The sequence below is a fragment of the Pantoea sp. E2023-21 genome (genome assembly GCF_051302795.1).
GTDB classification, from domain to species: domain Bacteria; phylum Pseudomonadota; class Gammaproteobacteria; order Enterobacterales; family Enterobacteriaceae; genus Pantoea; species Pantoea ludwigii_A.
The window spans coordinates 165716-190787 of record NZ_CP195345.1 but is presented as its reverse complement, the minus strand read 5'-3'; the positions used below and the strand labels follow the sequence as shown (position 1 = coordinate 190787).

Genomic DNA, 25072 nt, shown 5'->3' with positions numbered 1-25072 from the left:
GCGCAGACCATTTACGGACATTCAGATACAGCAAAGCCGCCCGAAGGCGGCCTTAACACAACAGCTTGTGCAGCGAACTTATTTATACAGCTCTGCAGTCATGTGTACGCGGTTGTTGGTATTAGCTTCAGTAATTTTATACTGTGCGCCCTGCTCTTGTGCCTGAGCGGCGATTTTAGCTTCTGCGCCATCCAGTGTTGAAGACTCAACTGAGACGCTCTGTGCAAAGCTTGCAGCAGACATCATTGAAAGAGCAGCAACAGCGGCGATAGACAGTGTTTTGATGGTTTTCATGGTCATAATCCTTAGTGGTTTATTAAGAAGGCTGTGTGCCTTCGATGGAAACAATAATAACTCACGTTATCGTTACATTATTAACGATTAGTGCGATCACGATAACTTACGAAACTATACGCTTTGGTGAGCTTTATAGACAAAAAAGGCCGCCCGTAGGCGACCTGTTCTGGCACATCCGTATGCAACCATCCGTTATTTGTAAAGTTCAGCCGTCATGTGCACGACATTACCGTTGCTGGCTTCCAAAATTTTGTACTGCTCGCCATTCTGTTTCGCTTGTGCGGCAATTTTGGCTTCAGCACCATCCAGAGTCAGCGACGTGGCTGAAACGGTCTGTGCAAAACTTGCAGCAGACATCAGTGAAAGAGCGGCAGCGGCGGCGATAGTCAGTGTTTTAATCGTTTTCATGGTCGTATTCCTTTGGTTGTTTGATGTGAAGGCTGTGCGCCTTCGATGGAAACAATAATAACCACTGAAACTATTATTAGATTAACTATTAGTGCGATCACAGTTAATCAACTCATTATCACTACACCAACTCAAGTTCATTAATGACCTTTTTCACTTCTGCCTCATCCGCCGCCGACAACGCACGCAGTGGGCGTGGCAGGCAATCATTCTCTGCCCGCCTGGCGCGCTGGCCGCTACAGCGATGACGCGAATACTGGCGCCGTGTTGGTTAAACAGCGCCCAAAGCGGTTCCTGACGCTGAGACTTTGCAGCCACCGCCGCGAAATCACCCGCCAGCGCCTGATCAATCGATAACACCAGGTTATAAGCCATCACAAACAAAAATGCCCTCTAACGAGGGCATTAATTATTGGAGAGTTAAGGGACTATTTCAGTGCGATACGCGCAATCTGATCCTCGCCTTTGGTTGAGGAGTCTTTGTTGAACTCCGCTTTCAACGTGACATACAGCGTATTGTTGTCCGGTCCAATCAGTAGGCTGTTTGGATTGTTGTCAAACGACCAGCTGTTTTTCACCGCATAAGTGGTGGCATCCAGCTGCAGCACTTTCTTCGATTCGCGCTGGCTGATGTAAATCTCATTACGTTTAGCGTTGAATTTGATACCCAGCGCATCGCCTTCAATGCGTTTGATCACTTTGCCGCTGCGCTCATCAAAGACCAGCGTCGCTTTGCCTTTAGAATCGTCAGTGACAAACAAGCGACCGGTAGCCGGATCTTCCGCCATGTTCAGGAACAGATACTCTTTACCGTCGCCCGCGGTCCAGCGTTTCTCAATTTTGTGCGTACGTGGATTGATTACCAGAATCTCGCCCGCGCCGTTGGTCGCGTAAATGCGCTCAGTCAGCGGGGAATAGATGATCCCGGTGACCCATTTGCCTGCGTTCTTAATCGTCGCCTTCAACTTGAAGGTTTTCACGTCAACCACCGAGATGTAACCCGGATCGGCGACGCGCCCCACATATAACTCGTTGCCATGCCACAGCACTTCACGCGCACCAGCCGGATAACCTTCTTTATCTTTTTTGCCGGGGAAGACTAAACGTTCCAGCACTTTGCCGCTCTGCGCATCCACTTTAGAGATGGCGCCATCCAGCGAGTTGGTGGTGTAGAACACGCTGCCCTGTTCATCTATCGCCGTACCAAAGTTTTTCAGATCGGTATGGGTTACGCCTTTGGTTTCCAGTGTGGTTGGGTCGAGACGATAAATCACACCACCGTTAACGTCTTTGAAGCTCTGCGCGCTGGCAACATATAACGCTTTCGCCGCAGGCGAGTAAGCCATTTCATACAGGCCATCGCCCAAAGTACGCTGGGTCAGTGAGGTATCCACTGGCTTAGCAGCAGCGGCTGGCGCTTCGGCTTTTTTTGCCGGAGCCTGGCAAGCGGTCAGGCTAAACGCAGCGACGATCGCTGCAGCAACGGCGGCTTTGCGCGGGCTAAATAACGATTTCATGCTCAACTCCATCAATGGATGAACGGCTCCGTTGCGCGCGGGCGCGTACGGAAAATACAAGAAGAATGAGAATCATACGCATTAGCATGAACTTAGCAACTTTCTCGATGGTCTTCTCCGCTTTGCCGTGAATGGTGTCGTGCGAGCGCTACACGTTTATCTGCCAAATAGTTCCCTATATCGGCTTAAAAACATGAAAACGTTAGCAATTAACAGGTTATTTTTAATTATAAATATCTGATAAATAATATGTTTACACATTATTACAATTACAAATGAAACCTTCCGAGATTCTTTAAAGCAAATGATTATCATTGGCTTTCTCAACAAATAAGCAGTGGCGTTTTTCGTCCCTTCTCGTCTGCCCCTTTGGGCTGATGGATAAAGGCGCAAACGATAAAAAATGAAGCGAAACAGCTTCCTATAACGTGAGTTTCTACAGGAAATTTTATGTCTGGCATCAGGAAAACCTTTAACGTCTCACTGCTGGCGATGACGATTCATGCGCTACTTACCCCAACCATGGCGCAAGCAGCAAATGCTACGCAGCAGGATTTGGTGGTCGATGCGTCGGCAGCCGACGACAGCGAAAATAATGAACAGCAGGATTACGCGGTAAAAACCACGCGTGCTGGCACCAAATTGTTGCTGACGCCACGCGATGTGCCCCAGTCAATGAGCGTCGTTACGCAGCAGCGTATGCAGGATCAAAATCTGCAATCAGTGAACGATGTCCTGACCAACGCTACCGGCATCTCGACCAATCTGATCGACAGCGAGCGCTCGGAATATTATTCACGCGGCTTTAAGATCACTAACTTCTCTTTCGATGGCATTCCCACGTCGGTTAATGACAACTGGAACTATGGCGACGCTGCATCTGATACCGCCATTTACGAGCGTATTGAGATCGTACGCGGTGCTACCGGATTGATGACCGGCGCGGGCAGCCCGTCCGCCTCGATCAACATGGTGCGCAAACACGCCGACAGTAAGACCTTCACCGGTACGGTCAGCGCCAGCTACGGCAGCTGGAACAAACAGCGTTATGTTGCGGATTTCTCAGCGCCGCTAAACCAGGATGGCAGCCTGCGTGGCCGCGTGGTAACCGGCTATAGCGATGAAGACAGCTGGCTGGATCGCTACCACAAAACCAAAAAATTTCTCTACGGCGTGATTGATGCCGACATCACCGAGCACACTACGCTGTCGCTGGGTTATGACTACGAAGATGCCAACACCGGCAATCCAACGTGGGGCGGCGTGCCAATGTTCTATAGCAACAACGCCACCACGCATTACGATCGTAGCCTTAACTCCGCCGCCAACTGGGCGCGCTACAACACCAATTCACGCAAAGTGTTCGCTGATATCGACCATAACTTCGATAACGGCTGGAACGTGCACGTTAACGGCACGCATGCAGAGAACACGTTCAACGATAAACTGCTGTATGTGATGGGCAATGCCGATCAGGATAGCGGCGAAGGCACCACCGGCTACGGCAGTATGGATCGCGGTAAACGCCAGATGGATTCGTTCGACGGCTACGCCAGCGGCCCATTTGAGTTGTTAGGTCGTCAGCATCAGTTAATGGCGGGCGTGAGCTATAGCCGCCAGCACAACGCCACTTACAGCCAGGATGGCGTTACCGATCTGGAAAACTACAATATCGCCTCAAGCGATATGGGTATCTTCAATAACAGCTGGAATGGCAACATTGCCGAACCACAGTGGCAAGGCTGGTATCAGAATGCCGATGATACCATTCGCCAGAAATCCGCTTACACCGCCGCGCGCTTCTCGCTGGCCGATCCGCTGTCGCTGATTATTGGTGCGCGTTACACGCAGTGGAGCACCAATGGTAGCAGTGGCGACATGACCAAAAACAACACCACGCCTTACGCCGGTTTGGTTTACGACATCAATGAGTCCTGGTCCGCCTACGGCAGCTATACCGCAATCTTTCTGCCACAAACCTATCGCGATACCAGCGGTAAATATCTGTCGCCGGTTACCGGAAAAAGCTATGAAACGGGTCTGAAGTCCGCCTGGTATGATGGTCGATTAACCGCAACGGTGGCGTTATTCCGTATTGAACAGGATAACGTCGGTCAGGCGATTGATGGCGTCTATCTGAGCGGTAGTGAACAGGCTTATGCGTCCGCCAAAGGTGCGGTCAGTAAAGGTGCGGAGTTTGAGCTTAACGGTGCGCTGACGGATAATCTGCAGCTGACGTTCGGTGCCACACGCTATGTAGCACGGGATAAAGCGGGTCGTTTTAACAGCTATCAGCCGCAAACCTCCTTTAAACTGTTCACCCGTTATCAGTTGCCGATGTTGCCGGATCTGGCGGTCGGCGGCGGCATCAACTGGCAGAATCGCGTCTTTGAAGATGCAACCAACGCCAGCGGCGATACCGTGCGCGTCTACCAGGGAAGCATTCCGCTGGCATCGTTGTTTGCCCGTTATCAGGTCACTAAGCAGGTTGCGGTACAGGCGAACGTTGACAACCTGTTTGATCGCGAATATTACAGCTACATGAACAGCTACGTTTATGGTGCGCCGCGCAGTTTCTCCATGAGCGTTTCATATCAGTTTTAACAAAACCTGAAGGTGCGCATTTATGCGCACCGCCCATCAAACCTTGTTTTTATAATTGAAACTGATCTGCGAATTCTGTTCTTTCGGCAAACGTCGCGCCTCTAAATAAACCGATTTCCAGTACGGATTATTGAGCGAGGAACGCATCACCCCTTGACTCACCGAAGCGTGAAGGAATTGATGGTCGGTATCATAAAAGCCCACGTGCAGCTCGCGTTTAATGCGGAAGAAGACCAAATCACCGGGTTGCAAATGTGCCTGATCCACCGGCTTGCCCATGGCGATTAACTCTTTAGTGGTGACGCGATCCATAGGGATATTGAAGCGATCTTTCAACGTGCGCCAGACAAATCCAGAGCAATCGACGCCGGTTAATTGCGTGCCGCCCCATTGATATTTAGTCCCTTCCCACGAATGCATTTGATCGTGCAGCGCCGCAATCACCGGAATTAAATCCGGTTGCTTGCCACCATCAACTGAGGTATCAACGCTTTCTTCAGCAGGCGCATGCGAAGACTTAGAAGAACAACCGGCCAGGGTAAAAACAAACAGGCAGGCGATAACTTTGCTGGCGGCAGAATTGATCATGTGTTGGTGTTTTCGCTGAGGGAAACTGGGATGAGAGATTTATACCGTAAAGAAGTTGCAGAAATAAATAGCCGCGCCGCGAAATCTTTTAATTGCCGCTTGGTTTTACCTAAGTTTACGCAACGGTAACATCTTGTATTTGAGTTAAAAATCTATTTTACCGGCTGTGCTTTTTCTGTGCAGGAGAATATTTGCGCGCCTGCACAGAATGGCATCAATTTCGACTTACAGCTGTACGTTTAATACTTGCCGGAAAAATTGGCACAAATTCGCTGCGCCAGATAATCCTTTGCGGAAATAGGCGGATATTTTTTCTCCGGCCCTTCAATCATCACATCTTCGTTAGCCTGGCAAAAAAACGCCAGGCTGTAGCGTGCCGGCACCGATTCACCCGGCAGCGGATTACTGACGCGATGGAAATTCGATGGCAACTGATCATCACTCCAGCGCATCAACATATCGCCGATATTACAGGTAATTAAGCCTTCCAGCGGCGGGATCGGCGTCCAGATTTGCTCCTCCATTTCTCTGCCCGGACACACCTGTAACCCACCCTGCCCATCACGCTGGAATAGCAAGGTCAGGCAATCGAAATCGGTATGCGCACCTGCGCGCCACGGGCCATCGGGCTCGCCGCTAATAGCGAAGTAATGCAGCATACGCAGCGTACTTTGATAGGTTTCACGCGATGGTTCATGCGCCTTGGCAAAGAAATCGTCGGGGAATCCCAGCTTCAGGGCAAAACAGGAGAGCAAGCGCATGCCCACTTCCCAGCACTGACGCTCGAATTTCAGTACATCATGCTGGAAACCAGGCAAAGTGGCTTCATCCGGCCATAACCCTTCCATACGCGGGCGCGTTACCTGATACGACTCTTTTTGATCCGGTTTGCCGGTTGACGGACGGATCTGCGCGCGGTATTCCCAGCCCGCATTGCGGCGCAATGGATGGCGGCCTTTGTCACTTTGCGGCAGCGCAAAAAAGCGTTCTGCATTGGCAAAAGCCGCATTGATGTCGTCCAGGGAAATGCCATGCCCGGAAATCTGGAAAAAGCCGATCTCAGTGGCGGCTTGCCACAGCTGCTCCGCTATTTCCGGTTTACGTTGTTCAAAATCAGCGAGATCGATGATACGCACATCACGCGCGGCTTCCACGCCGCGCGCGCCCATGCGCGATTCTTTTGTCAGTTCATGCATGTCATAAGGGGTCTTTTCCATTGGTGCACCTCGTTATTGAGCGATAACGGATGACCCGCCCGCAGCGTGGCAGTCATCCCCGCGCCTGCTGAAAGTTGCAAGCGATCGAGCAATGACCCACCGGGTAAAACCACGGTTGACAGCTTCTACTCAGTTTTTCACAAAGCAAAGCCTGTGCCAGCTCGTAGCTCCTATTAAAATCAATAAGTTAATTAATCTGTCGCGCCCTGACTGCACAACGGCGGTGCAAAAAGAGCCGGTTTGCCTCATCAATGATCAGAGGCAGAATTAAAAGTCGATCACTTTTACTATTTAATTGATTATTTTCATATAGTTACACGAATGGCATGCGCTTTGCTAAATCGACACTGAGTATAAGCGGTCAGCGTGACACCACTTTCACGCAGGACATTGCTCTACAGCATTAGCTGTACCTCGTCAGGGGACGATGCTTTTTCCAGGCATCGTGAGCACGCCATGCGCCGCTACGCCCCTGATGACGACAACAAACTCAACGTTTATTGGGGGTTTTATGACAATGTCGCGTTTCCGTTTCTCCTTATTCGCTGCTCTGCTGAGCACCTCTGCACTTTCGCACGCCGCCGACAAACTGGTATTGCAAACCACCTGGGTCGCGCAGGCAGAGCAAGGCGGCTATTACCAGGCGCTCGCCACCGGTATCTATAAAAAGTACGGGCTGGAAGTTGAAGTGCGTTCCGGCGGACCGCAGCTGAATAACATGACGCTACTGCTGGCGAACCGTGCGGATGTGATCGTCAGCTACGACCTGCAAGTGCTGCAGGGCATTGAGCGCAACTTCCCGCTAAAAGCCATCGCCGCGCCGTTTCAGTTTGATCCGCAAGGCATTGTTACCCATGGCGATGTGACGTCGCTGGATCAGCTCAAAGGCAAAACCGTGCTGGTGTCAGCCAGTGGACAAGCCAGCTGGTGGCCGTGGCTGAAAGGCAAATATCAGCTGCAGGATGGTCAGGCGCGCCCTTACACCTTCAACATGCAACCGTTCCTCGCGGATAAAAATACCGCGCAGCAGGCCTACGCCACATCCGAAGTGCAGCAAATCAAAGAGGTGCAGCCGGACAGCAAATTCTATCTTTTTGCCGATTATGGCTATCCGGCCTATGGCGGCATTCTGGTGACACGCGACGATTTACTGCAAAAAGAGCCTGAGGTCATGAAGCGTTTTGTCGCGGCATCGATGGAGGGCTGGAAATCCTACCTCGCCAATCCGGCCGCAGGCAATGCGCTAATCAAAAAAGAGAACCCGCAAATGACCGACGCAATTCTGGCCTTCGGCGTGTCGCAAATGAAAGCGCTGCACCTGATTGACGGTGGTGATGCGGCGAAGCAAGGTTTAGGCGTTATGACGGATAAACGCTGGCAGGCAACGCGCGACTTTATGGTCAACGCCGGTTTGCTTAAAGCCTCAACCGACTGGCAGCGCGCGTTTAGCACGCAGTTTGTCGCCGCGAAAGCGGAGTAAAGTTGCCATGAGCCAACTGTTAATTAAAAACTGTGCCGCGATTCTTACCGGCGATAAACAGCAACCGCGAAGTAGCGCGCGCGATATTCGTATCCGTGATGGTCTGATTGCGGAGATGGGCGAACTGAGCGCTGTCGCCGATGAAACGGTGATCGACGCCCGTGATTGCGTGGTCTATCCCGGCTGGGTCAACACGCATCATCATCTGTTTCAATCGCTGCTCAAAGGCGAGCCGCAAGGTCTAAATCTTAGCCTCAGCGGCTGGCTGGCCGCGACGCCGTATCGTTTTCGTGGCGCTTTTGACGAGCAGACGTTTCGTATTGCCGCGCGCGTCGGTCTGGTCGAGCTGGTGCGTTCTGGCTGTACCACTATTGCCGATCATCACTATCTCTATTGGCCTGGTATGCCGTTTGATGGCGCAGCGATCCTGTTCGACGAAGCCGACAAACTGGGCGTGCGCTTCGTGCTCTGTCGCGGCGGTGCCACGCAAAGTCGCGGCTTAGAAAGCGACTTGCCCACCGCGCTGCGCCCGGAGAGCTTTCATAGCATGATGGCCGATGTCGACCGCCTGGTGGCGCGCTATCATCAACCGCAGGATCGCGCAATGCGCCGCATTGTGATGGCACCGACCACCACGCTGCACTCCACCACGCCGCAGGAACTGCGCGAAAGCGCGCGCCTGGCGCGTCAACTCGGTATTCGCCTGCATAGCCATCTTTCGGAAACCGTGGATTACCTCGATGCTGCGCGCACGAAGTTTGGTATGACGCCGCTGCAGTTTTGCGCCGAACACGATTGGATTGGTGACGATGTGTGGTTTGCCCATCTGGTGAAACTGCTGCCGGAAGAGATCGCGATGTTGGGTGCGGCTGGCAGTGGCATCGCGCATTGTCCGCAGAGTAATGCGCGCCTCGGTAGCGGCATTGCCGATTTGGTGGCGATGGAGCAAGCGGGGGTCAACATCTCGATTGGCGTCGATGGCGCGGCGTCGAATGAGGCGGCAGACATGCAAAGCGAAACCCACGCCGCCTGGCAGTTACAGCGTGCACGCAAAGGCATGCTGGCGCAGCCGCGCTATGCCGGTGGAACCTTTGAAGGCGGCGGCGACGCTGCCAGCATTGAAGATGTGGTGCGCTGGGGCACCTCAGGTGGCGCAAAGATTTTGGGCTTGCATACCGGCCGGATAGCAGCAGGCATGGCTGCGGATATCGCCGTCTACCGCCTGGACGATCCGCGTTATTATGGCCTGCACGATCCCGCCATTGGCCCGGTGGCCAGCGGTGGTCGCGCCAATTTGCACGCGCTGATTTGTGAAGGAAAACTGCTGGTGCAGAATGATGTCATTGCCGGATTGGATTTGGCTGAACTGGGCCGCGATGCTGCGCAAGCGGTGAAAATCTTGCAGCAGCGCGCGGCAGGGTAAACGGGTTAAGCCGCTGCGTCTTTCTTACGCAGCGGTGATTCCGGTAAAAACAGCGACAGGATAAAGGCCAATAACATGACGCCAGTTGCCATTTGAAAGGCTGAGTGCACCGCATCACCAAACACCTGCAAATAGGCTTGTTGCACGTCATAAGGCAGATGATGCACCGCCTGCGGATCGAGCGCGCGCGGTAATGCTTTGCCCTGTTCCACCAGCGTGGTCAGGCCCGATTTCAGCACCTGACTAAACACCGCACCAAACAACGCCACACCAATCGAACCGCCAACTGAGCGGAACAGCGTTACCGACGACGTGGCAACGCCGATGCGATCGGGCGTAACGGTATTCTGCACCGCCAGCACCAGCACTTGCATCACCATGCCCATTCCCATGCCCAACACGCAGGCAAACAGATAGATATGCCACAGCGGCGCATCAATGGTTAGCGTGGTCAACAGCGCCATGCCGAGGGTCGCCAGCAAGGTGCCGCCTATCGGGAACAGACGATATTTACCGGTACGGCTAATAATGCGTCCGCTGGCGATAGAGGTCATCAGCAACCCACCCATCAGCGGCAACAGTTGCAAACCGGCTTCGGTCGGCGTGGAACCTTTTACCACCTGCAAATAGAGCGGTAAAAATGTCACGCTGCCGAACAGCGACATGCCGACGATAAATGCCATTAAACTGGCGAGGGAAAAACTGCGGTTACGGAACAGCGACAGCGGAATAATCGGTTCCCAGGCGCGGCGCTCCTCATAAATAAAACCGATCACCCCAATCACACCAAACGCCAGAATGCACCACAACAGTGGATCGGACCATGCGCGCAGCGTGCCGCCTTCGCTGGTAAACAGCGTGATGCCCACCAGCGCCAGGCTGAGAAACACCGCGCCAGGATAGTCAATCTCATGCGGCTTGCGCTTGTTGTCGGTCTTGAATACCGCGTTGATGATCACCAGCGCAATCAAACCCAGCGGCAGATTGATATAGAAAATCCAGCGCCACGACGCATGCTGCACAATAAAACCGCCCAGAAGCGGCCCGATGACGGTTGCCAGACCAAATACGCCGCCAAACAGGCCCTGATATTTGCCGCGTTCTTGTGGCGGGATCACATCGGCGACCGCCGCCATGCTTACTACCATCAAGCCACCACCGCCTAAACCTTGCAGTGCGCGGGTGAAAATCAACTGTTCCATATTCTGCGCCAGGCCGCACAGCGCCGAGCCAATCAGGAACAATACCACTGAAATTTGCAGTACCGTTTTGCGGCCAAACAAATCACCAAACTTGCCGTACAGTGGCACGACAATTGTCGAAGCCAGCATATAGGCGGTGACGATCCACGAGAGGCGATCGAGTCCGCCCAACTCGCCGACAATGGTCGGTAACGCGGTGGAGACGATGGTCTGATCCAATGCTGCTAACAGCATGACCAGTAATAAAGCGCCCATCAGTAAGCGGACTGAAGGAGGATTGTCCTTGCCGTGATCCGACTGCGGCGCGAGTGTTTGGGGTTGCATAACAGACACCAATTGTAATTAATTAAATACCCAATTAATATTAAACGCAGTCTGACATGAATCAAGTGAGTGAGTAAAGATGACCGCACGAAAAGTCCCTGCTGACGAAATGACTCACGCGGCAATACCTCGCCGCCCGGGCCGCCCACGGGGTGGCGCAATTAACGTGCAGCAGCGCGAACATCTGCTCGACATCACCTTAGCGCTGTATGCCGAAAACGGCATCGGTGAAACCTCGCTCAACGCCATTGCGCGTAAGGCGGGCGTGAGTCCGGCGATGCTCAATTACTATTTTCAATCGCGTGAATCCTTGCTGGATATCGTGGTTGAGGAGCGTTTTTTGCCGTTACGCCAGCGGTTGGTGGCGCACTTTATGGACGACCCGCGTGACCCTGTCACTACTTTCACCGCCTTTATTCATGAAGTGGCGGATATCGTCAGCACTCACAACTGGTTTGCACCGCTATGGATGCAGGAAGTGATGCAAGGTGAAGGCGGGTTAGGCCAGCAGATTAAAAAGCGCTTTGGTCACGGTGAGCGTGATGAGGTGAAAAACCTCATTGAAGGCTGGCAGCAACAAGGATTACTCAATGCTGAGCTGGAACCACAACTGCTGATGACCTCGATCCTTAGCCTCGTGCTGGTGCCCTTCACCCGCTTTGCTAACGATCTCACATTCAATCGTGAGCTTATTGTTCAACACACCTTGAGTCTTTTCTGCCAGGGCATCCGCCCCGCCTCGTAAGGTCGCCATGAATGGCGTAATGCTTGTCAGTTAAGAGATGAAAACCCCAACTACCCAGCGAACATGTTGTAGCGGCGCAATTTATTGCGCGATAAATCGCGCCGCTACGGAATGTGCGGTAAATAAAACGGGGCTTAACTGATCGGCTTTACGCCATGAATGGCGCGCCTGCGTTTAATTCGCTGGGTTTTCGTAGAGTGCGCATTCATGCGCACCTGCGTTTAATTCGCTGGGTTTTCGTAGAGTGCGCATTCATGCGCTCCTGCGTTTAATTCGCTGGGTTTTCGTAGGGTGCGCATTCATGCGCACCTGGATAGATACGCATTTTATGGCCTAAGTGTGCAGCATTATCCCTCTAGTGCGTCTCGCTAAAAATCAAATTTATCCTTAACAGGGGATAATCCTGTCATTATCCCCCACAAGGGATAAAGTTGACATTATCCCCTTTAAGGGATAAGTTGCCCATTATCTACCTGTGGGTTAATTTCAGCATAAAAGCGCTGGTGACAAGAGGATTCGCCATGATTTACAGTCCGCGCCAACTGGCTAATCACCTCAAACTCATTCGCCAACAAAATCATTGGACGCAAGGTGAGCTGGCGCAAAAAGTTGGCCTGAAACAATCCACCATTTCTCACTTTGAAAACAATCCCGACCTCACCACGCTCGCGACTTTGTTCAAAATCTTGCAGTCGCTTGATCTAAACATGAACGTCCAGGAAAAAGACGCCGCCATAACGGGTCAGGAGAATGACTGGTGAAGCAGGAATTGATCGCGTGGATGAACGGCGAACGCGTAGGCATCCTGACGCGCAACACCAATGGGTCGCACACTTTCCAATATCATCCGGGTTGGTTGAGCAATCGACTCGCCAGGCCGCTATCGCTGTCACTGCCGTTACAGTTGCCTGTGATTTCATCCGCCGCAGTACTCAATTATTTTGATAATTTACTGCCTGACAGCCCTTTAGTACGCGATCGCATCGTCGCGCGTTATCGTGCTAAATCACGTCAGCCGTTCGATCTGCTAAGCGAAATTGGCAAAGACAGCGTCGGTGCCGTGATGCTCCTGCCACCGCAAAGTACACCCGCAGATTTAAGCCTGGACGCCGAACGGTTGGATGAACATAAGCTGGAACGTGTCCTATCGGCTTATCAGGCGGATATTCCATTGGGCATGATCAGTGAAGAACACGATTTCCGCATCTCGGTAGCGGGTGCTCAGGAAAAAACAGCCTTGTTGGCAATGGGGGAAGGCTGGGCCATTCCACATGGCGCCACGCCCACATCGCACATCATCAAATTGCCCATCGGTGAGATTAAGCAACCTTTTGCCACATTGGATATGCGTGAAAGCGTCGAAAATGAGTACCTTTGCCTGGCACTGGCGCGAGCATTGGGATTTGCTGTACCTGACGCCAGCATCATTTACGCTGGCAAGATGAAGGCGTTGGCCGTGCAACGCTTTGATCGGCGCTGGAACCACCAGCAGACACAATTGCTGCGCTTACCCCAGGAAGACATATGTCAGGCATTCGGCTTACCGTCAGCGCTGAAATATGAATCTGACGGTGGACCCGGCATCGCCGACATCATGCAATTCCTGATGGGATCCAGTAACGCATTAGAAGATCGTTATTCCTTTATGAAATTCCAGGTATTCCAGTGGCTGATCGGCGCAACGGATGGTCATGCCAAAAATTTCTCTGTCTTTATCGAGCGCGGCGGAAGTTATCGTCTCACGCCTTTCTACGACATCATTTCTGTCTTCACATCGATGGGCGGAAACGGACTCAATATCCGCGATTTGAAACTGGCAATGAGTTTGAAAGCCAGCAAAGGCAGAAAAAATGAGATCGATAAAATTTTCCCGCGCCATTTTTTAGCCACCGCTAAGCAGGTTAATTTTGACCAGAATCAGATGATTGAGATAATTGATTTCTTTATTGCTGAAATGGCCGTCGCGATGGAGCAAGTGACCCGAACATTACCCACGGATTTCCCGCAGCGTATTGTTGACCCCCTTTTTGACAACAGCTTGCGGATGTTAGCGCGTCTGCAAAAATAATTTTTCCCCGACCGAAACTTTCCTCCCGGCCCCAGCGAACTGAACTAATGAGTTATCCAATTCGGCATTTCTATACTTCGCAGGAGCAGAGAATGAAACGCATCAAATCCCTCGTTTGTACCCTGACCATGACAGCAGCACTGGGTCTTTCCGCGTTCAACGCCGGTGCCGCACTGCCGGTGGGCGCGAAAGCACCGAACTTTGAACTGCAGGGCGCGTTAGCCGGTAAGCCCTTGACCTTCTCGCTGCAAAAAGCGTTGCAGAAAGGTCCGGTGGTGCTCTATTTCTTCCCGGCAGCGTTTAGCGCAGGTTGTACTATTGAAGCGCACGATTTTGCTGAAGCCACTGACAGCTTCAGCAAAATGGGTGCCACGGTGGTGGGCGTGACCGCAGGCAATACCGATCAGGTCAGCGATTTTTCTAAACTGGAGTGCCGCGATAAATTTACTGTCGCCGCCGATCCAGGTGCAAAAGTGGCGGCGCAGTATCAAACCACTATGCAGATGAAAGGCAAAACCCTGTCCGATCGTACCTCCTACGTGATCGCGCCTGATGGCAATATTCTGCTGAGTTACACTGACAGAAACCCAGAAACGCATATTGATAAAGCGCTGGCCGCCGTTAAGCAATACGACGCATCTCACCCACAAACTCACTAAGCAAAGAGGCCAGCGATGTTAACCGCCATGCTGGCCGCCTTCATCGGCGGCATCATTCTGAATTTAATGCCCTGCGTATTTCCGGTGATCTCGCTGAAAGCGCTCGGGCTGTTACGCCATACCGATAATGCCGCCAGCGCGCGTCGTGAAGGGTTAGGCTTTTTACTTGGCGTTGTGGTGACCATGATGGCGCTGGCGGGCATCTTGCTGGCGGCGCGCGCCGGTGGCGCCGCAGTGGGCTGGGGCTTCCAACTGCAATCGCCGCTGGTGATCGCGCTGCTGTCACTGGTCATCCTCGCCGCCGCGCTCAATTTGCTCGGGGTATTTGAAGTTGGCTTGTCGGTACAACGCGTCGGCTCGGTTGATGTCGGCCGCGGTGCCTTTACCCGCTCGGCGTTAACCGGTGCATTGGCGATCATCGTCGCAACGCCTTGTGCGGCACCCTTTATGGCCAGCGCCATCGGCTATGCATTGGTACAACCGCCTGCCGTTGCGTTGGTGATCTTCTTCGCGCTGGCGCTCGGCTTCGCCGCGCCATTCACGCTGGTATCGCTGTTCCCGGCGCTGGCTAAGTTCCTGCCGCGTCCCGGCGCATGGATGGATGTGTTAAAACGCGGCCTGGCGTTCCCGATGTTTGGCGCGTATGCCTGGCTGGTCTGGGTGCTTGCTCAGCAAGCGGGAAGCGCGGCGCTGGCCACCTTGCTGGCGGCATCGGTGATTGTGGCTTTTGCAGGTTGGCTATACGGTATGGCGCAGCATCGCCACTTTGCGGGTAAAAGTCATAAGGTACTGTTTGCCGTCACGGCGGTACTGATTGTGGCGGTAATCGCCCCGCTTCCGAGCCTGATCAAACCCGGCGCAGGCCTGGCGGGCGATCAGCTGACGGCGGAGGTCACTAAAGCCAAATGGACGCCACAGGCGGTTGAAGCGCAGCGCGGGCATGGTAAAGCGATCTTTGTCGATTTCACCGCCTCGTGGTGCATCACCTGCCAGGTGAATGAGAAAACCTCGCTCTCCACCCAAGCCGTGAAAGATGCCATAACCAAAACCGGTACGCTGTACATGGTGGCAGATTCCACTAAATTTAACCCGGACGTCGATGACACGATGAGTGAATTCGGTCAGGGCGGATTACCGATGTATCTGGTGTACCCCGCCGATGGTGGACCGCCGAAAGTGCTGCCGCAGGTGCTAACACCGAGCATTGTGGTGAATGCACTTAATCAGGCGGCGGGCAAGAAGGCGTAACAACAACAAGGCGGATTATGCACACAAGCGATAGCGCGCGCGAAAGTTGGCCCGCGCTAATGGAACAGGCACAGGCTGGCGATCAGCTCGCCTATACCCGACTGCTGAAAGCGCTGGTGCCGGTGATTCGTTCGCAAACGCGCAAACAGATCGCCGACGATGCACTGGTAGAAGATGTGATTCAGGATGTGCTAATGACGGTACATCGGGTGCGTCACACCTATGATCCTGCCTACCCTTTTTTACCCTGGCTGATGGCGATCATCTCGGCGCGCGCTATCGATGCCCTGCGGAGACGGGGTCGCCATCAGCAGTGGGAAGTCAACGACGAATGGGTGCCGGAAGCGGCAAGTGCGTCGGACGCACTGCAGCAGGACACGCAGGAAGAGCTGGCCGGTTATCTGCGCCAGCTGCCTTCGCGTCAGCGCGAAATTGTCGAACATGTGCATCTGCGCGAAATGAGTCTGACGGAAGCGGCCGAGCATAACCATCTCAGTGTCGCAGCGGTGAAATCACTGCTGCACCGCGCATTAACTAATCTGCGCCGCTTTGGAGCCAATCATGACCGATCATAACCTGTTAATTGAAAAACTCGGTCGCGAGATGCGGCCGGTAAAACCGCTGCGATCCACCCGCTGGCGCGTCTGCGCCTGGCTGTTGCTGGCTTTACCCTGCGGCATTGCCGCCAGCTTCCTGGTGCAGCGCAGTTTCACCGACTGGACGCAGCCCGGTGCGCTGCAGGCGATTCTCCAGCTGGTGCTGGCCTTTATACTCGGCACGCTGGCGATCCGCAGCGCATTTAATATGAGCATCGCCGGACGCCGCAGTATCAGCTGGAAAGCGCTGCTGCCGATCGGTTTGCTGTGGCTCGGCATGAGCATCAGCCAGATTCCCGGCGAAGTGCCGCTGGTGCATGACAACTACAGCACACGCTGCTTTACTTTCCTGCTGGTGGTCAGCACACCGATGATGGTGCTGATGATCGTTAGCCTGCGCCGCACGCGAGCGCTATATCCGGTGCGCAGCTTAGCCATGGCGGGCTTGGGTGTTTCCTGCATGGCGGTTGCGCTATTGGCATTTTGCCATCCGGTGCACCTGCATCCACTGGATTTCATTATGCATCTGGCGGCGATAGTCACGATTGTGGCGATGACCGTGCTGGTGGGAAAACGTTGGGTGACGTTGAAGTGAGCCGCGTGAAAGCGTGCGTTGCCTAAGTTAATTCTTGGGGGTGACGAGGCTGCGCAAAAGAATAAAAATCGGCTCAATCACATTGTAAAGGATACTTTTATAAACTATAGAATAATAGCAATACAATTAAATTCCCATCATTTACCTCATCCAAGGATATGTATGAAAAAATTAATTTTCGTATTATTAGCAAGCTCTGTATCTTTCAGTTCACTCGCTGCAGACCTGATGACAAAAGTAGAGTTTGAAAAGGTAAAAGATCAATATGTAGAGGTAGGAAACATTTCCACCTCAGGTGAAACCGATCCCGCGAGTGCGAGAGAGGAACTGTCTAAATTAGCCGATGAAAAAGGTGGCGATATTTATATCGTTACCTCAGCGAACACCAATAACAAAATACATGGTACTGCAATCGTTTATAAGAAAAAGTAATTGCAAAACTGCCTTTGCATGAGTATTTCACTAAGACTTATGTTAAGGCAGTACTTTCGCCTTTAATCAACGTTAATTCCGACTTAACGAATTCCCTGCTCAATCTTCAGTTAGCGCTGTTTCACTAATGATCGAGATACAGATAATGAACCCAGCTGGTCATGCGCAACAATACCTTACGCATAACTGAAACATGCGAAAAGTGTTCAGAATAAACAGCCACCTGTGCAAAGATACCATCCGGTAACGCATCGACTGCCGCATCAGGATCCAATTCAACCACTGCCAGTACACCGTCCGAACCGGGGTCAATCGTCAGAGATTGTAAGGTTCCCTGAGCCTGATAAGTACCGCCCGAAACCACAGGAAGAATTCTTACCAGTCTTGCGTTGAATACTTGCCCTGGTAACGCATTAAATACCACCTCCGCTTCATCACCGGCCGTAAGACGCAATAACGAGTTTTGTCGAAACTGCGCAATAACCTGACGCTTCTGTTCGGGTATAAAAATCATCACTGGCCGCAGAGGTAAAGACGATGCAAAAGAGCCTGGACGGATCAAGACCTGCGTTATGTATCCATTGCTCGGCGCACGAATAATTGTTTGTTCAAGATTATATTGCGCTTCAGCTAACTGCGCTCTGAGGCTAACAATCTGTGATTGCTCTCCGCTTACCATACTATTCAGCTGACTTTTTATCTGCGTTTGTTCTGCAATCGACCCTTTTACCAATGCGTCCTGGGCGAGAAAGTTTTGCCTTGCATCATCAATATCTCTTTCAGAAAACGGATTGACACGCGCTTTACTGCCGGACAGATAGCGTTGGTAATTTTTGAATAAGCGGTCTCGTTCTGCACTCACATGTGACGTATTGGCGAGGGCCTCCTCTAATTGCCCACGTAACACGTGAATATTATGGATGGCGGTGACGAGATCAGCATTCAACCTATCAACGCGTGCCCGGAATAGGGTTTGATCCAGGCGAAAAAGCATATCCCCTTTCCTAACCCGCATATTTTGTTTATCAGTGACCTCAGTAACAATACCCGTTACCTGAGGCGTGATGGGGATGGCGATAACCGCTTTCTGTGCCAAAGAAGTATAGGGATGATTATAATTCATCAGCAATATCAGGCTGCTGACCAGCACAATGCCGCCCAAGGCTGCCGTTGGGATTGACCATTTATTTACCGGTATTCTGAATATTTTGAAGATGGCCCATGCAAAGGCGACATAGGTCAATATAATCAGCAAGTCCATGATGTCACTCCGTCGGCGAACCCCGGTCTGCATTCACTTTTTGTTCCAACGCGGTTATACGTTGTTCAAGCGACGCGTTCTTCGCCTCCATTCCCCAGCCCCGATCTGGCCGATATAGCGTGGCCCAAATCCATAAGAACGGCCATATGACGTGGAGTGTAAACAGGCTTACCCAGCCCGCAACGTGAATTGCATCCGCGTGAGGATGATTACGTGCTTTCGCAATCAGATAAGGGATATCGTGGAGCACAATTATCCCGTAAAAGATGACAAGAAAAACAAACACTAAAACCCCAAGCGCAAAGTAATTAAGAAACATAACAGCCTCGGATTTACGCTAAGCATATAAATCAATATAGACCGCATTAATTCTCCCGGGCATTTAATTAGTGAAATAATTTATTTAGCACCATCAATAAATAGCAAACCCGGCTTAACGCACTCAGGTTCATCACAAAAAACAACACTTTTGAATGAAATAAATAGCCTGCTATGAATTTAATATGTACAAAATTAAACATACTGTACAACTTTCACAGCCAAATAGAGAGTTAACGCATGTTTGTGCGCCATACTGCCAACATATTAACGTTATATAAATCATAAGATTGTATCTTGAGGGTTTTTAATTGCTAATTTATTAGCGCAACAGCATGCCATTTATTATTTCCACTGCTAAATTAAAAGTGACGTTTTTACGGTTGATTTTCACACATGCGTAATAAAATCATTAAAAACCCCTGGGGGATTATATGATCAACTCACAAAGCTTATCTATCAAACTGGGTATCATCTCGTTCTGTCTCATGCTCGCTGGATGTTCGTCTAAAGTTGCGGATACCCAACAGTATTCAGGCTTCATGAAAGATTACTCAAATTTAACGGAGGTTGAAACATCATCTGGACATCAGGTGCTTCGCTGGATCGCACCTGACTTTCGCATCAATCAATACAAAGATATTTATATGACGCCTGTTGTTTTCTATCCTCCGCCCGTGCCAAACAGTCGGGTCAGTGCAGCAACGCTGGAACAACTCAGGATGCAAATCGAACTGAAACTCAAAAATGCTGTGAACGCGGTCAAGCCATTGAGCAACCAACCACATGAAGGTGGACTGATCTTTAGCGTCGCTATTTCTGGTGTTTCAGCAGAAAACAAAGATATTCGGGTTTATGAATTGTTGCCGGTGACAGCGGTAATTGCTGGAACTATGACCGTCGCAGGGAAACGCTCCCAAAACACGTTCTTCTTTATCGAAGGTGTGCTGACAGATGTCTCTACTAATAAACCGGTCCTGAAAGTGGTGAGAAAAGCCTACGGTGGCACCATCTCAAACAGCACGGCAGCAATAACCTCTGCAGATTTAAAAAGTGCTGTTGATGATCTGGTTAAGGACGTCGCTAATTTTCCTAAACAATAAAGCTGCGAATGGTGCACCAATGAAGCAAACGGTGCAACTCAGTGAAAATTGCGTATAACTTCGAGCACGCCATTTATGATGAACTGCACGCCCATACACACCAATAAAAAGCCCATCAAACGTGAAATGGCTTCAATTCCGCCTTTCCCCACCCATTTCATAATCGCCCCGGAACTGCGTAGGGAAATCCACAGAATCACCGAGACGGACAAAAATATCAGCGTCGGCGCGACCATTACCACCCACGCTGGAAAATCCACGCCCGACCTGACGGTAGAAGCGGAACTGATAATCATAGCGATGGTCCCCGGCCCCGCAGTACTTGGCATCGCCAGCGGTACAAAGGCAATATTCACGCTATCAAGATTATCATCGGCAGCGCCCTGTTCATCCTGCTTATGCCGGGCTTCGACGGAATGCCCAACCGGTTTCGCCGGAAAAAGCATGCGAAAACCAATAAAGGCCACAATCAATCCGCCCGCCATGCGCAGGCCGGGAATCGATATACCAAAGGTGTGTAGCACCGCACTGCCGGCGTACCACGTCACCATCATGATCAAAAAGACATAGATTGAGGCCTGCATCGCCTGGCGATTACGTTCCTGAAAATTCATATCGCCCGCAAGACCAAGAAACAGCGCTACGGTAGTGAGCGGATTGGCAAGGGGTAAAATTACCACCAATCCCAATCCAATAGCTTTAATTAGCTCAAGCATAGCGTGGTCCTTAAAATAATCAGAGGTCATGATGGGCGTAAAGTCAGCCGGTCGAGCATATTAATGAATAAAAAATAATTGAATACTGACAAGAATATATAGGTTAATAGGCAGAATGCTACTGACCTTCTGGAAAGTATTCTAATCATAGGTGGTGATGAGCATAATTGAAAAGAATTAAAAAATAGATACAAGTCAAGCCCGCGTTATGCTCGAAAAGTGAGAGGAAAGAAAGGACTAATAAAAGGGCGGGATCATCAGGGCTAAAGCACAGCGTTTTTTATTTAGATGGCCACCCTAACTTATTAAAGCAGGACTCGTTACTAATGCCGGATTTAAGGGCGGCCTCGGCGCGCCGCCCTTTTTCTAAACGAGAACTTTACTGTGGAATTACCTTCTCCGCTTTCAAGCGATCAAACAGCTGGGTAAATGAATCCAGTGTGGAACGATAGCCGGTGAAGCCCGCTTTGCGGCTCTTGCTCATGTCGGTAAACGCTTCCATTGGACGGCCCAAATCCGCGTCAGTATGCCACCACGACGCCAGTTTGGTGATATCCGCCTCACGCAGCTGATAACGTTCCGCCACTTCACGCCATGCTGCCGGTGCATCCTGCATGCGTCCTTCCAGCGGCATCATCTGCGCCGGATACGCTGCCGCTTCCACACCGAAGTACGCAGCCAGACGTGGCCACAACCAGTTCCAGCGGAAGACATCGCCGTTCACCGCGTTGAAGTCCTGATTGGCCGCTTCTGCCGAGGTCGCGGCCCACAGTAACTGTTCCGCCAGCAAACCAGCATCGGTGACATCGGAAACGCCGTTCCACTGTTCTGGCGAACCCGGGAAGATGAACGGCAAACCTTGCTCACGGCACAGCGTGGCGTATACCGCCAGTGTCTGGCCCATATTCATCGCGTTACCCAGCGCAAAGCCAACGATAGAGTGCGGACGATGCACGCTCCAGCGATAGCCATATTTCTCCGCGCCAGCAAATACTTCATCTTCCTGAGCGTAATAGAAGTTATCAACCGGCTGGCGGCCCTGCTCTTCGCGGAAGGGTGTTACCGGCACCGCACCTTTACCGTAGGCTTCAAACGGACCGAGGTAGTGTTTCAAGCCGGTCACCAGCGCCACATGCGCGCCGTTCAGGCGCTCGCCCAAGCCTTCAATGACGTTGCGCACCATCGCGCCATTGACGCGGATATTCTCTTTTTCGTTTTCCTGGCGAGACCAAACGCTAAAGAACAGTGCATCTGGTTTCTCCTGCGCCAGTGCGGCATGTACCGCGTCTGCATCAGTAAGATCGGCCGTCAGACTGCGGCAGCCTTCCGGCACCGCGCCACGCCCGCGCGATAAACCCGTTACCTTCCAACCTTCGCGCTGTAATTTTTCCGCCAGCGCACGACCAATCACGCCGCTGATGCCTACAATCAATGCCTGCTTTTGCATTTTAATTCTCCTCAGTTACAGTAACGCTAAGTCTACTAGAGAATTTAATTCCTATCTGTGGCATTAATTCACAGCATTCACAACCTGAGTTCACGAATACATGCACGATCAGCGCCTGAAAGATATTGTTCCCTTTGTTGCCAGCGTCGAGGGTGGCAGCTTTGCCGCCGCCGCCGAACGCCTGCATCTCACCGGTTCAGCAGTCAGTAAAAGTGTGACACGGCTGGAAACCCGCCTCGGCTCGCGCCTGCTGGAGCGCACCACGCGCAGCCTGAAACTCACCGATGCCGGTAACGCCTATTACCAAACCTGTTTGCGCATTATGGAGGAGCTGGCAGAAGCCGAAGCGGTGCTGGCGGCACAGCGCTCCATTCCCTCCGGGCGTTTGCGACTGGCGGTGCCCAATACCTACGGACGCTTGGGTGTTATGCCGCTGTTGATTCCGTTTTGCCAGCAGCATCCGGACGTGGAGCTCAATCTGACCTTCTCGGATCGCTTTATCGATCTGTTTGATGAAGGGATTGATGTTGCGGTGCGCATTGGTGGATCGCCGGATCTGCCCGCCTCGCTTGGCTGTCGCCAGATGGGACGCGAACGCATGGTGTTTTGCGCGTCACCCGATTATCTGGCACGCGTGGGGCGGCCCAATAACGAAGCCGAATTGTTGCAACATCAGGCGATCATGTACGAACGCGTCGATGGCAGCACCAAGCCGTGGCTGTTCACCACGGAAGATGGCTATCCGCACTGGCGTAACCTGCCGCACCGAATGGCGCTGGGGGATGTGGATGCGCAGGTACAGGCTGTATGTGGCGGATTGGGTGTGGCACAGATGCCATCGTGGCTGGTGCGTGAACCGCTGGCACGCGGCGAGCTGGAGATCATTCTGCCCGAGCAACAGCCGGACGGATTGGCCCTAACGCTGATATGGCCACGCCGCAAGCAGCTGCTACCTAAAGTGGATGCGCTACTGGCAGCGTTAGAAGGATTACAGATCAGATAAGAATAAAGGTCAAAAGAGCGCGATGAATCGCGCCGCTACGGCATGTGCACGTGGTTGTAGCGGCGCGATTCATCGCGCTTACTTTATCAGCGGTGATTTAGCCTACGCGACAACCTGTCGCCAAAGAACTGCAGCACCGTCACCAGCGCCACCAGCACCACAATCACCGTCAGCATCACCTGCATATCAAAGCGCTGATAACCGTAGCGATACGCCAAATCCCCCAACCCACCCGCGCCAATGGCACCCGCCATCGCCGAGGCGTTAATCATCGTCACCAGCGTAATGGTAAACCCGCTGACGATGCCGGGCCGCGCTTCGGGCAGCAGCACATGCCAGATAATATGCCAGCGATGGAATCCCATCGCTTGCGCCGCTTCGGTCAGCCCTTTATCCACTTCACGCAGGCTCACTTCGGCGATACGCGCAAAGAATGGCGTCGCTGCCAATGTGAGCGGCACCACTGCCGCCCATACGCCGTAGGTGGTCCCGACTATCCAGCGAGTGAAGGGGATTAGCGCCACCATCAGAATCAAAAACGGGATCGAGCGGAACAGGTTCACTACCCAGCCGAGCACGCGATTCAACAGCGGGCTCGGGAAAAGATCGCCGCGTCCAGTCACCACCAAAATCACGGCCATTGGCAATCCCAGCGCCAGCGCCAGCAGCGACGACACGCCCACCATCAGCAGCGTATCCAGTAGCCCAACCCATAAACGATCAATAGCCAGTGACATAACCGGGTATCTCCAGTTGATCAGCGAGTGAGATTAACACTGCTCGCGCAGGGTCAGATTCATGCCGCGCATCAAGAAGCAGCAACATTTGCCCGGTCGGTTTGCTGTCCACCCACTCCACCGCGCTGAATAACAGGGTCAGTTGCCCGCCAACGCGCGCACTGAGCGCCGCCAAATCCGGTTGCGCCCCCTGTCCGGTATAGCGCAGGCGCACCAGCAGACGTGAATCAGCATGCTGACGCGTCGGCGTCAACAGCGGTTGAATGGCTTCCGGTAGCGCGCTGAACAGCGGATTGAGCAGTTGTCGCGTGGTCTCTTGCTGCGGATCGCTGTAGACCTGCCACACCGGCCCGCGCTCAATGATTACGCCCTGATCGATCACCGCCACCTGATGGCAGAGATCGTGCACCACATCCATTTCATGCGTAATCAACACGATAGTGATATGACGCTGCTGATTGATCTTCTTCAGCAGCGCCAGAATTGAGCGCGTGGTTTCCGGATCGAGTGCCGAGGTGGCTTCATCACACAGCAGCAGTTCAGGATCGTGCACCAGCGCGCGTGCAATGCCGACGCGCTGCTTCTGCCCACCGGACAATTGCGCGGGCCACGCGTGCTGGCGCTGTTCAAGGCCCACCAGCGCCAGCAACTCATCCACTTTACGCCGCCGCTCAGCCGCAGGCACGCCCGCCACTTTCATCGGCAGCTCGATGTTTTCACGCACCGTTTTCGCCGACAGCAAATTGAAGTGCTGGAAAATCATGCCAGTACGGCGTCGCCAATCCACCAGCTGACGATCGCTCAGCGTGCCAAGATCGACACCGTCAATCACCACCTGACCGCGGGTGGGATTTTCCAGCCGATTGAGGCAACGGATCAGCGTTGATTTACCGGCGCCGCTGCGTCCAATGATGCCGAAAATCTCGCCGCGCTTAACCTGCAGATCGACCTCTTTTAGCGCTTCCTGGGTTTGTCCGGGATAGCGTTTACTCAAGCCACGAATCTGCACATGCACTTTCCCTGCCGTCTCGGTCGTCGGCGAGAGCAGCGCATCGCGCTCGCCGGGTAGCGTCAGGCTAACCAT

The 25072-nt window shown here is 52.5% G+C and carries 26 protein-coding genes; 13 read left to right on the top strand and 13 right to left on the bottom strand.

Annotated elements, in window-relative coordinates; genetic code table 11:
* Window positions 1-78 precede the first annotated feature (78 nt).
* From ACRQ84_RS19885 to ACRQ84_RS19870, 4 genes are all read right to left on the bottom strand, one after another.
* Window positions 79-294 (bottom strand): YdgH/BhsA/McbA-like domain containing protein, encoded by a 216-nt coding sequence (locus tag ACRQ84_RS19885; RefSeq protein WP_007890153.1) that lies wholly within the window; start codon window positions 292-294, stop codon window positions 79-81.
* A 195-nt stretch (window positions 295-489) separates the two neighbouring features.
* Window positions 490-705: a YdgH/BhsA/McbA-like domain containing protein gene (locus ACRQ84_RS19880; RefSeq protein ID WP_007890154.1), complete on the bottom strand. Its 216-nt coding sequence runs from the start codon at window positions 703-705 to the stop codon at window positions 490-492.
* Between the two features lie 153 nt (window positions 706-858).
* Entirely contained in the window at window positions 859-1083 is a 225-nt protein-coding gene (locus ACRQ84_RS19875; protein WP_483818342.1) for a hypothetical protein, read from the bottom strand.
* A gap of 50 nt (window positions 1084-1133) precedes the next feature.
* Window positions 1134-2222, bottom strand: a complete 1089-nt coding sequence (locus ACRQ84_RS19870; protein ID WP_483818341.1) for a YncE family protein — start codon at window positions 2220-2222, stop codon at window positions 1134-1136.
* A gap of 450 nt (window positions 2223-2672) precedes the next feature.
* Between ACRQ84_RS19870 and fhuE the strand changes: the two genes are divergently transcribed.
* Complete coding sequence (gene fhuE, locus ACRQ84_RS19865; protein WP_483818340.1) at window positions 2673-4826, top strand: ferric-rhodotorulic acid/ferric-coprogen receptor FhuE; 2154 nt, start codon at window positions 2673-2675, stop codon at window positions 4824-4826.
* A gap of 36 nt (window positions 4827-4862) precedes the next feature.
* On the opposite strand, the gene ACRQ84_RS19860 is transcribed toward fhuE, so the two are convergent.
* Together ACRQ84_RS19860 and ACRQ84_RS19855 are read right to left on the bottom strand one after the other, a co-directional pair.
* On the bottom strand, window positions 4863-5414 hold the full coding sequence (locus tag ACRQ84_RS19860; protein ID WP_064739935.1) for a C40 family peptidase: 552 nt from the start codon (window positions 5412-5414) through the stop codon (window positions 4863-4865).
* A 239-nt stretch (window positions 5415-5653) separates the two neighbouring features.
* Window positions 5654-6631 carry an isopenicillin N synthase family dioxygenase gene (locus ACRQ84_RS19855; protein WP_483818339.1) on the bottom strand — a complete coding sequence of 326 codons (978 nt, stop codon included), beginning with the start codon at window positions 6629-6631 and terminating at the stop codon, window positions 5654-5656.
* Between the two features lie 517 nt (window positions 6632-7148).
* Between ACRQ84_RS19855 and ACRQ84_RS19850 the strand changes: the two genes are divergently transcribed.
* Together ACRQ84_RS19850 and ACRQ84_RS19845 are read left to right on the top strand one after the other, a co-directional pair.
* A complete protein-coding gene (locus tag ACRQ84_RS19850) occupies window positions 7149-8111 on the top strand; it encodes an ABC transporter substrate-binding protein (RefSeq protein WP_483818502.1) in 963 nt (320 codons plus the stop codon).
* A 7-nt stretch (window positions 8112-8118) separates the two neighbouring features.
* Window positions 8119-9534 carry an amidohydrolase family protein gene (locus tag ACRQ84_RS19845; protein WP_483818338.1) on the top strand — a complete coding sequence of 472 codons (1416 nt, stop codon included), beginning with the start codon at window positions 8119-8121 and terminating at the stop codon, window positions 9532-9534.
* Window positions 9535-9539: 5 nt separating this feature from the next.
* Here ACRQ84_RS19845 and ACRQ84_RS19840 read toward each other — a convergent pair whose 3' ends face one another.
* On the bottom strand, window positions 9540-11060 hold the full coding sequence (locus ACRQ84_RS19840) for an MDR family MFS transporter (protein WP_064739931.1): 1521 nt from the start codon (window positions 11058-11060) through the stop codon (window positions 9540-9542).
* A gap of 79 nt (window positions 11061-11139) precedes the next feature.
* Between ACRQ84_RS19840 and ACRQ84_RS19835 the strand changes: the two genes are divergently transcribed.
* The 8 genes from ACRQ84_RS19835 to yahO all read left to right on the top strand — a co-directional run bounded on the left by ACRQ84_RS19835 (window position 11140) and on the right by yahO (window position 17403).
* On the top strand, window positions 11140-11805 hold the full coding sequence (locus tag ACRQ84_RS19835) for a TetR/AcrR family transcriptional regulator (RefSeq protein ID WP_483818337.1): 666 nt from the start codon (window positions 11140-11142) through the stop codon (window positions 11803-11805).
* Between the two features lie 521 nt (window positions 11806-12326).
* Complete coding sequence (gene hipB, locus ACRQ84_RS19830; RefSeq protein ID WP_483818336.1) at window positions 12327-12566, top strand: type II toxin-antitoxin system antitoxin HipB; 240 nt, start codon at window positions 12327-12329, stop codon at window positions 12564-12566.
* The gene (locus ACRQ84_RS19825) at window positions 12560-13873 is read left to right on the top strand and encodes a type II toxin-antitoxin system HipA family toxin (RefSeq protein WP_483818501.1); all 1314 of its coding nucleotides are present in this window, start codon (window positions 12560-12562) and stop codon (window positions 13871-13873) included. The genes hipB and ACRQ84_RS19825 overlap by 7 nt, the downstream gene beginning before the upstream one ends.
* Window positions 13874-13965: 92 nt before the next feature.
* Window positions 13966-14532: a peroxiredoxin gene (locus tag ACRQ84_RS19820; RefSeq protein ID WP_064739928.1), complete on the top strand. Its 567-nt coding sequence runs from the start codon at window positions 13966-13968 to the stop codon at window positions 14530-14532.
* Window positions 14533-14547: 15 nt separating this feature from the next.
* Window positions 14548-15780, top strand: coding sequence for a protein-disulfide reductase DsbD family protein (locus ACRQ84_RS19815; protein WP_483818335.1), 1233 nt, complete (start codon window positions 14548-14550; stop codon window positions 15778-15780).
* A gap of 17 nt (window positions 15781-15797) precedes the next feature.
* Window positions 15798-16355, top strand: coding sequence for a sigma-70 family RNA polymerase sigma factor (locus tag ACRQ84_RS19810; protein ID WP_483818334.1), 558 nt, complete (start codon window positions 15798-15800; stop codon window positions 16353-16355).
* Window positions 16342-16971, top strand: a complete 630-nt coding sequence (locus ACRQ84_RS19805) for an NrsF family protein (RefSeq protein ID WP_483818333.1) — start codon at window positions 16342-16344, stop codon at window positions 16969-16971. The genes ACRQ84_RS19810 and ACRQ84_RS19805 overlap by 14 nt, the downstream gene beginning before the upstream one ends.
* Window positions 16972-17133: 162 nt before the next feature.
* Window positions 17134-17403, top strand: a complete 270-nt coding sequence (yahO, locus tag ACRQ84_RS19800) for a DUF1471 family periplasmic protein YahO (RefSeq protein ID WP_483818332.1) — start codon at window positions 17134-17136, stop codon at window positions 17401-17403.
* A 124-nt stretch (window positions 17404-17527) separates the two neighbouring features.
* Here yahO and ACRQ84_RS19795 read toward each other — a convergent pair whose 3' ends face one another.
* The gene (locus tag ACRQ84_RS19795) at window positions 17528-18664 is read right to left on the bottom strand and encodes an HlyD family secretion protein (protein ID WP_483818331.1); all 1137 of its coding nucleotides are present in this window, start codon (window positions 18662-18664) and stop codon (window positions 17528-17530) included.
* A 4-nt stretch (window positions 18665-18668) separates the two neighbouring features.
* The gene (locus ACRQ84_RS19790; protein ID WP_483818330.1) at window positions 18669-18983 is read right to left on the bottom strand and encodes a DUF3302 domain-containing protein; all 315 of its coding nucleotides are present in this window, start codon (window positions 18981-18983) and stop codon (window positions 18669-18671) included.
* A 433-nt stretch (window positions 18984-19416) separates the two neighbouring features.
* Between ACRQ84_RS19790 and ACRQ84_RS19785 the strand changes: the two genes are divergently transcribed.
* Window positions 19417-20085, top strand: coding sequence for a DUF3313 domain-containing protein (locus ACRQ84_RS19785; protein WP_483818329.1), 669 nt, complete (start codon window positions 19417-19419; stop codon window positions 20083-20085).
* 38 nt (window positions 20086-20123) lie between these two features.
* Here the strand turns inward: ACRQ84_RS19785 and ACRQ84_RS19780 are convergent, their stop codons facing one another.
* Together ACRQ84_RS19780 and ACRQ84_RS19775 are read right to left on the bottom strand one after the other, a co-directional pair.
* The gene (locus tag ACRQ84_RS19780; RefSeq protein ID WP_483818328.1) at window positions 20124-20801 is read right to left on the bottom strand and encodes a MarC family NAAT transporter; all 678 of its coding nucleotides are present in this window, start codon (window positions 20799-20801) and stop codon (window positions 20124-20126) included.
* 379 nt (window positions 20802-21180) lie between these two features.
* Window positions 21181-22248, bottom strand: coding sequence for an SDR family oxidoreductase (locus ACRQ84_RS19775; protein WP_483818327.1), 1068 nt, complete (start codon window positions 22246-22248; stop codon window positions 21181-21183).
* Between the two features lie 100 nt (window positions 22249-22348).
* On the opposite strand from ACRQ84_RS19775, the gene ACRQ84_RS19770 reads away from it, so the two are divergent.
* Window positions 22349-23251 (top strand): LysR family transcriptional regulator, encoded by a 903-nt coding sequence (locus tag ACRQ84_RS19770; protein WP_064739922.1) that lies wholly within the window; start codon window positions 22349-22351, stop codon window positions 23249-23251.
* 86 nt (window positions 23252-23337) lie between these two features.
* On the opposite strand, the gene ACRQ84_RS19765 is transcribed toward ACRQ84_RS19770, so the two are convergent.
* Both ACRQ84_RS19765 and ACRQ84_RS19760 read right to left on the bottom strand, forming a co-directional pair.
* A complete protein-coding gene (locus tag ACRQ84_RS19765) occupies window positions 23338-23988 on the bottom strand; it encodes a methionine ABC transporter permease (RefSeq protein ID WP_049851713.1) in 651 nt (216 codons plus the stop codon).
* Complete coding sequence (locus ACRQ84_RS19760; RefSeq protein WP_483818326.1) at window positions 23972-25072, bottom strand: methionine ABC transporter ATP-binding protein; 1101 nt, start codon at window positions 25070-25072, stop codon at window positions 23972-23974. Before ACRQ84_RS19760 ends, ACRQ84_RS19765 begins: the two co-directional genes overlap by 17 nt.

Bases quoted from the DNA above. Each gene is read 5' to 3' on its own strand.
- ACRQ84_RS19775 (WP_483818327.1), bottom strand. From the start codon at position 22,248: ATGCAAAAGCAGGCATTGATTGTAGGCATCAGCGGCGTGATTGGTCGT.
- ACRQ84_RS19810 (WP_483818334.1), top strand. From the start codon at position 15,798: ATGCACACAAGCGATAGCGCGCGCGAAAGTTGGCCCGCGCTAATGGAA.
- ACRQ84_RS19770 (WP_064739922.1), top strand. From the start codon at position 22,349: ATGCACGATCAGCGCCTGAAAGATATTGTTCCCTTTGTTGCCAGCGTC.
- ACRQ84_RS19845 (WP_483818338.1), top strand. From the start codon at position 8,119: ATGAGCCAACTGTTAATTAAAAACTGTGCCGCGATTCTTACCGGCGAT.
- ACRQ84_RS19835 (WP_483818337.1), top strand. From the start codon at position 11,140: ATGACCGCACGAAAAGTCCCTGCTGACGAAATGACTCACGCGGCAATA.
- fhuE (WP_483818340.1), top strand. From the start codon at position 2,673: ATGTCTGGCATCAGGAAAACCTTTAACGTCTCACTGCTGGCGATGACG.
- ACRQ84_RS19780 (WP_483818328.1), bottom strand. From the start codon at position 20,801: ATGCTTGAGCTAATTAAAGCTATTGGATTGGGATTGGTGGTAATTTTA.
- ACRQ84_RS19765 (WP_049851713.1), bottom strand. From the start codon at position 23,988: ATGTCACTGGCTATTGATCGTTTATGGGTTGGGCTACTGGATACGCTG.
- ACRQ84_RS19805 (WP_483818333.1), top strand. From the start codon at position 16,342: ATGACCGATCATAACCTGTTAATTGAAAAACTCGGTCGCGAGATGCGG.
- ACRQ84_RS19850 (WP_483818502.1), top strand. From the start codon at position 7,149: ATGTCGCGTTTCCGTTTCTCCTTATTCGCTGCTCTGCTGAGCACCTCT.
- hipB (WP_483818336.1), top strand. From the start codon at position 12,327: ATGATTTACAGTCCGCGCCAACTGGCTAATCACCTCAAACTCATTCGC.
- ACRQ84_RS19840 (WP_064739931.1), bottom strand. From the start codon at position 11,060: ATGCAACCCCAAACACTCGCGCCGCAGTCGGATCACGGCAAGGACAAT.
- ACRQ84_RS19795 (WP_483818331.1), bottom strand. From the start codon at position 18,664: ATGGACTTGCTGATTATATTGACCTATGTCGCCTTTGCATGGGCCATC.
- ACRQ84_RS19885 (WP_007890153.1), bottom strand. From the start codon at position 294: ATGAAAACCATCAAAACACTGTCTATCGCCGCTGTTGCTGCTCTTTCA.
- ACRQ84_RS19785 (WP_483818329.1), top strand. From the start codon at position 19,417: ATGATCAACTCACAAAGCTTATCTATCAAACTGGGTATCATCTCGTTC.
- ACRQ84_RS19820 (WP_064739928.1), top strand. From the start codon at position 13,966: ATGAAACGCATCAAATCCCTCGTTTGTACCCTGACCATGACAGCAGCA.
- ACRQ84_RS19790 (WP_483818330.1), bottom strand. From the start codon at position 18,983: ATGTTTCTTAATTACTTTGCGCTTGGGGTTTTAGTGTTTGTTTTTCTT.
- ACRQ84_RS19870 (WP_483818341.1), bottom strand. From the start codon at position 2,222: ATGAAATCGTTATTTAGCCCGCGCAAAGCCGCCGTTGCTGCAGCGATC.
- yahO (WP_483818332.1), top strand. From the start codon at position 17,134: ATGAAAAAATTAATTTTCGTATTATTAGCAAGCTCTGTATCTTTCAGT.
- ACRQ84_RS19880 (WP_007890154.1), bottom strand. From the start codon at position 705: ATGAAAACGATTAAAACACTGACTATCGCCGCCGCTGCCGCTCTTTCA.
- ACRQ84_RS19760 (WP_483818326.1), bottom strand. From the start codon at position 25,072: ATGGTTAGCCTGACGCTACCCGGCGAGCGCGATGCGCTGCTCTCGCCG.
- ACRQ84_RS19815 (WP_483818335.1), top strand. From the start codon at position 14,548: ATGTTAACCGCCATGCTGGCCGCCTTCATCGGCGGCATCATTCTGAAT.
- ACRQ84_RS19855 (WP_483818339.1), bottom strand. From the start codon at position 6,631: ATGGAAAAGACCCCTTATGACATGCATGAACTGACAAAAGAATCGCGC.
- ACRQ84_RS19860 (WP_064739935.1), bottom strand. From the start codon at position 5,414: ATGATCAATTCTGCCGCCAGCAAAGTTATCGCCTGCCTGTTTGTTTTT.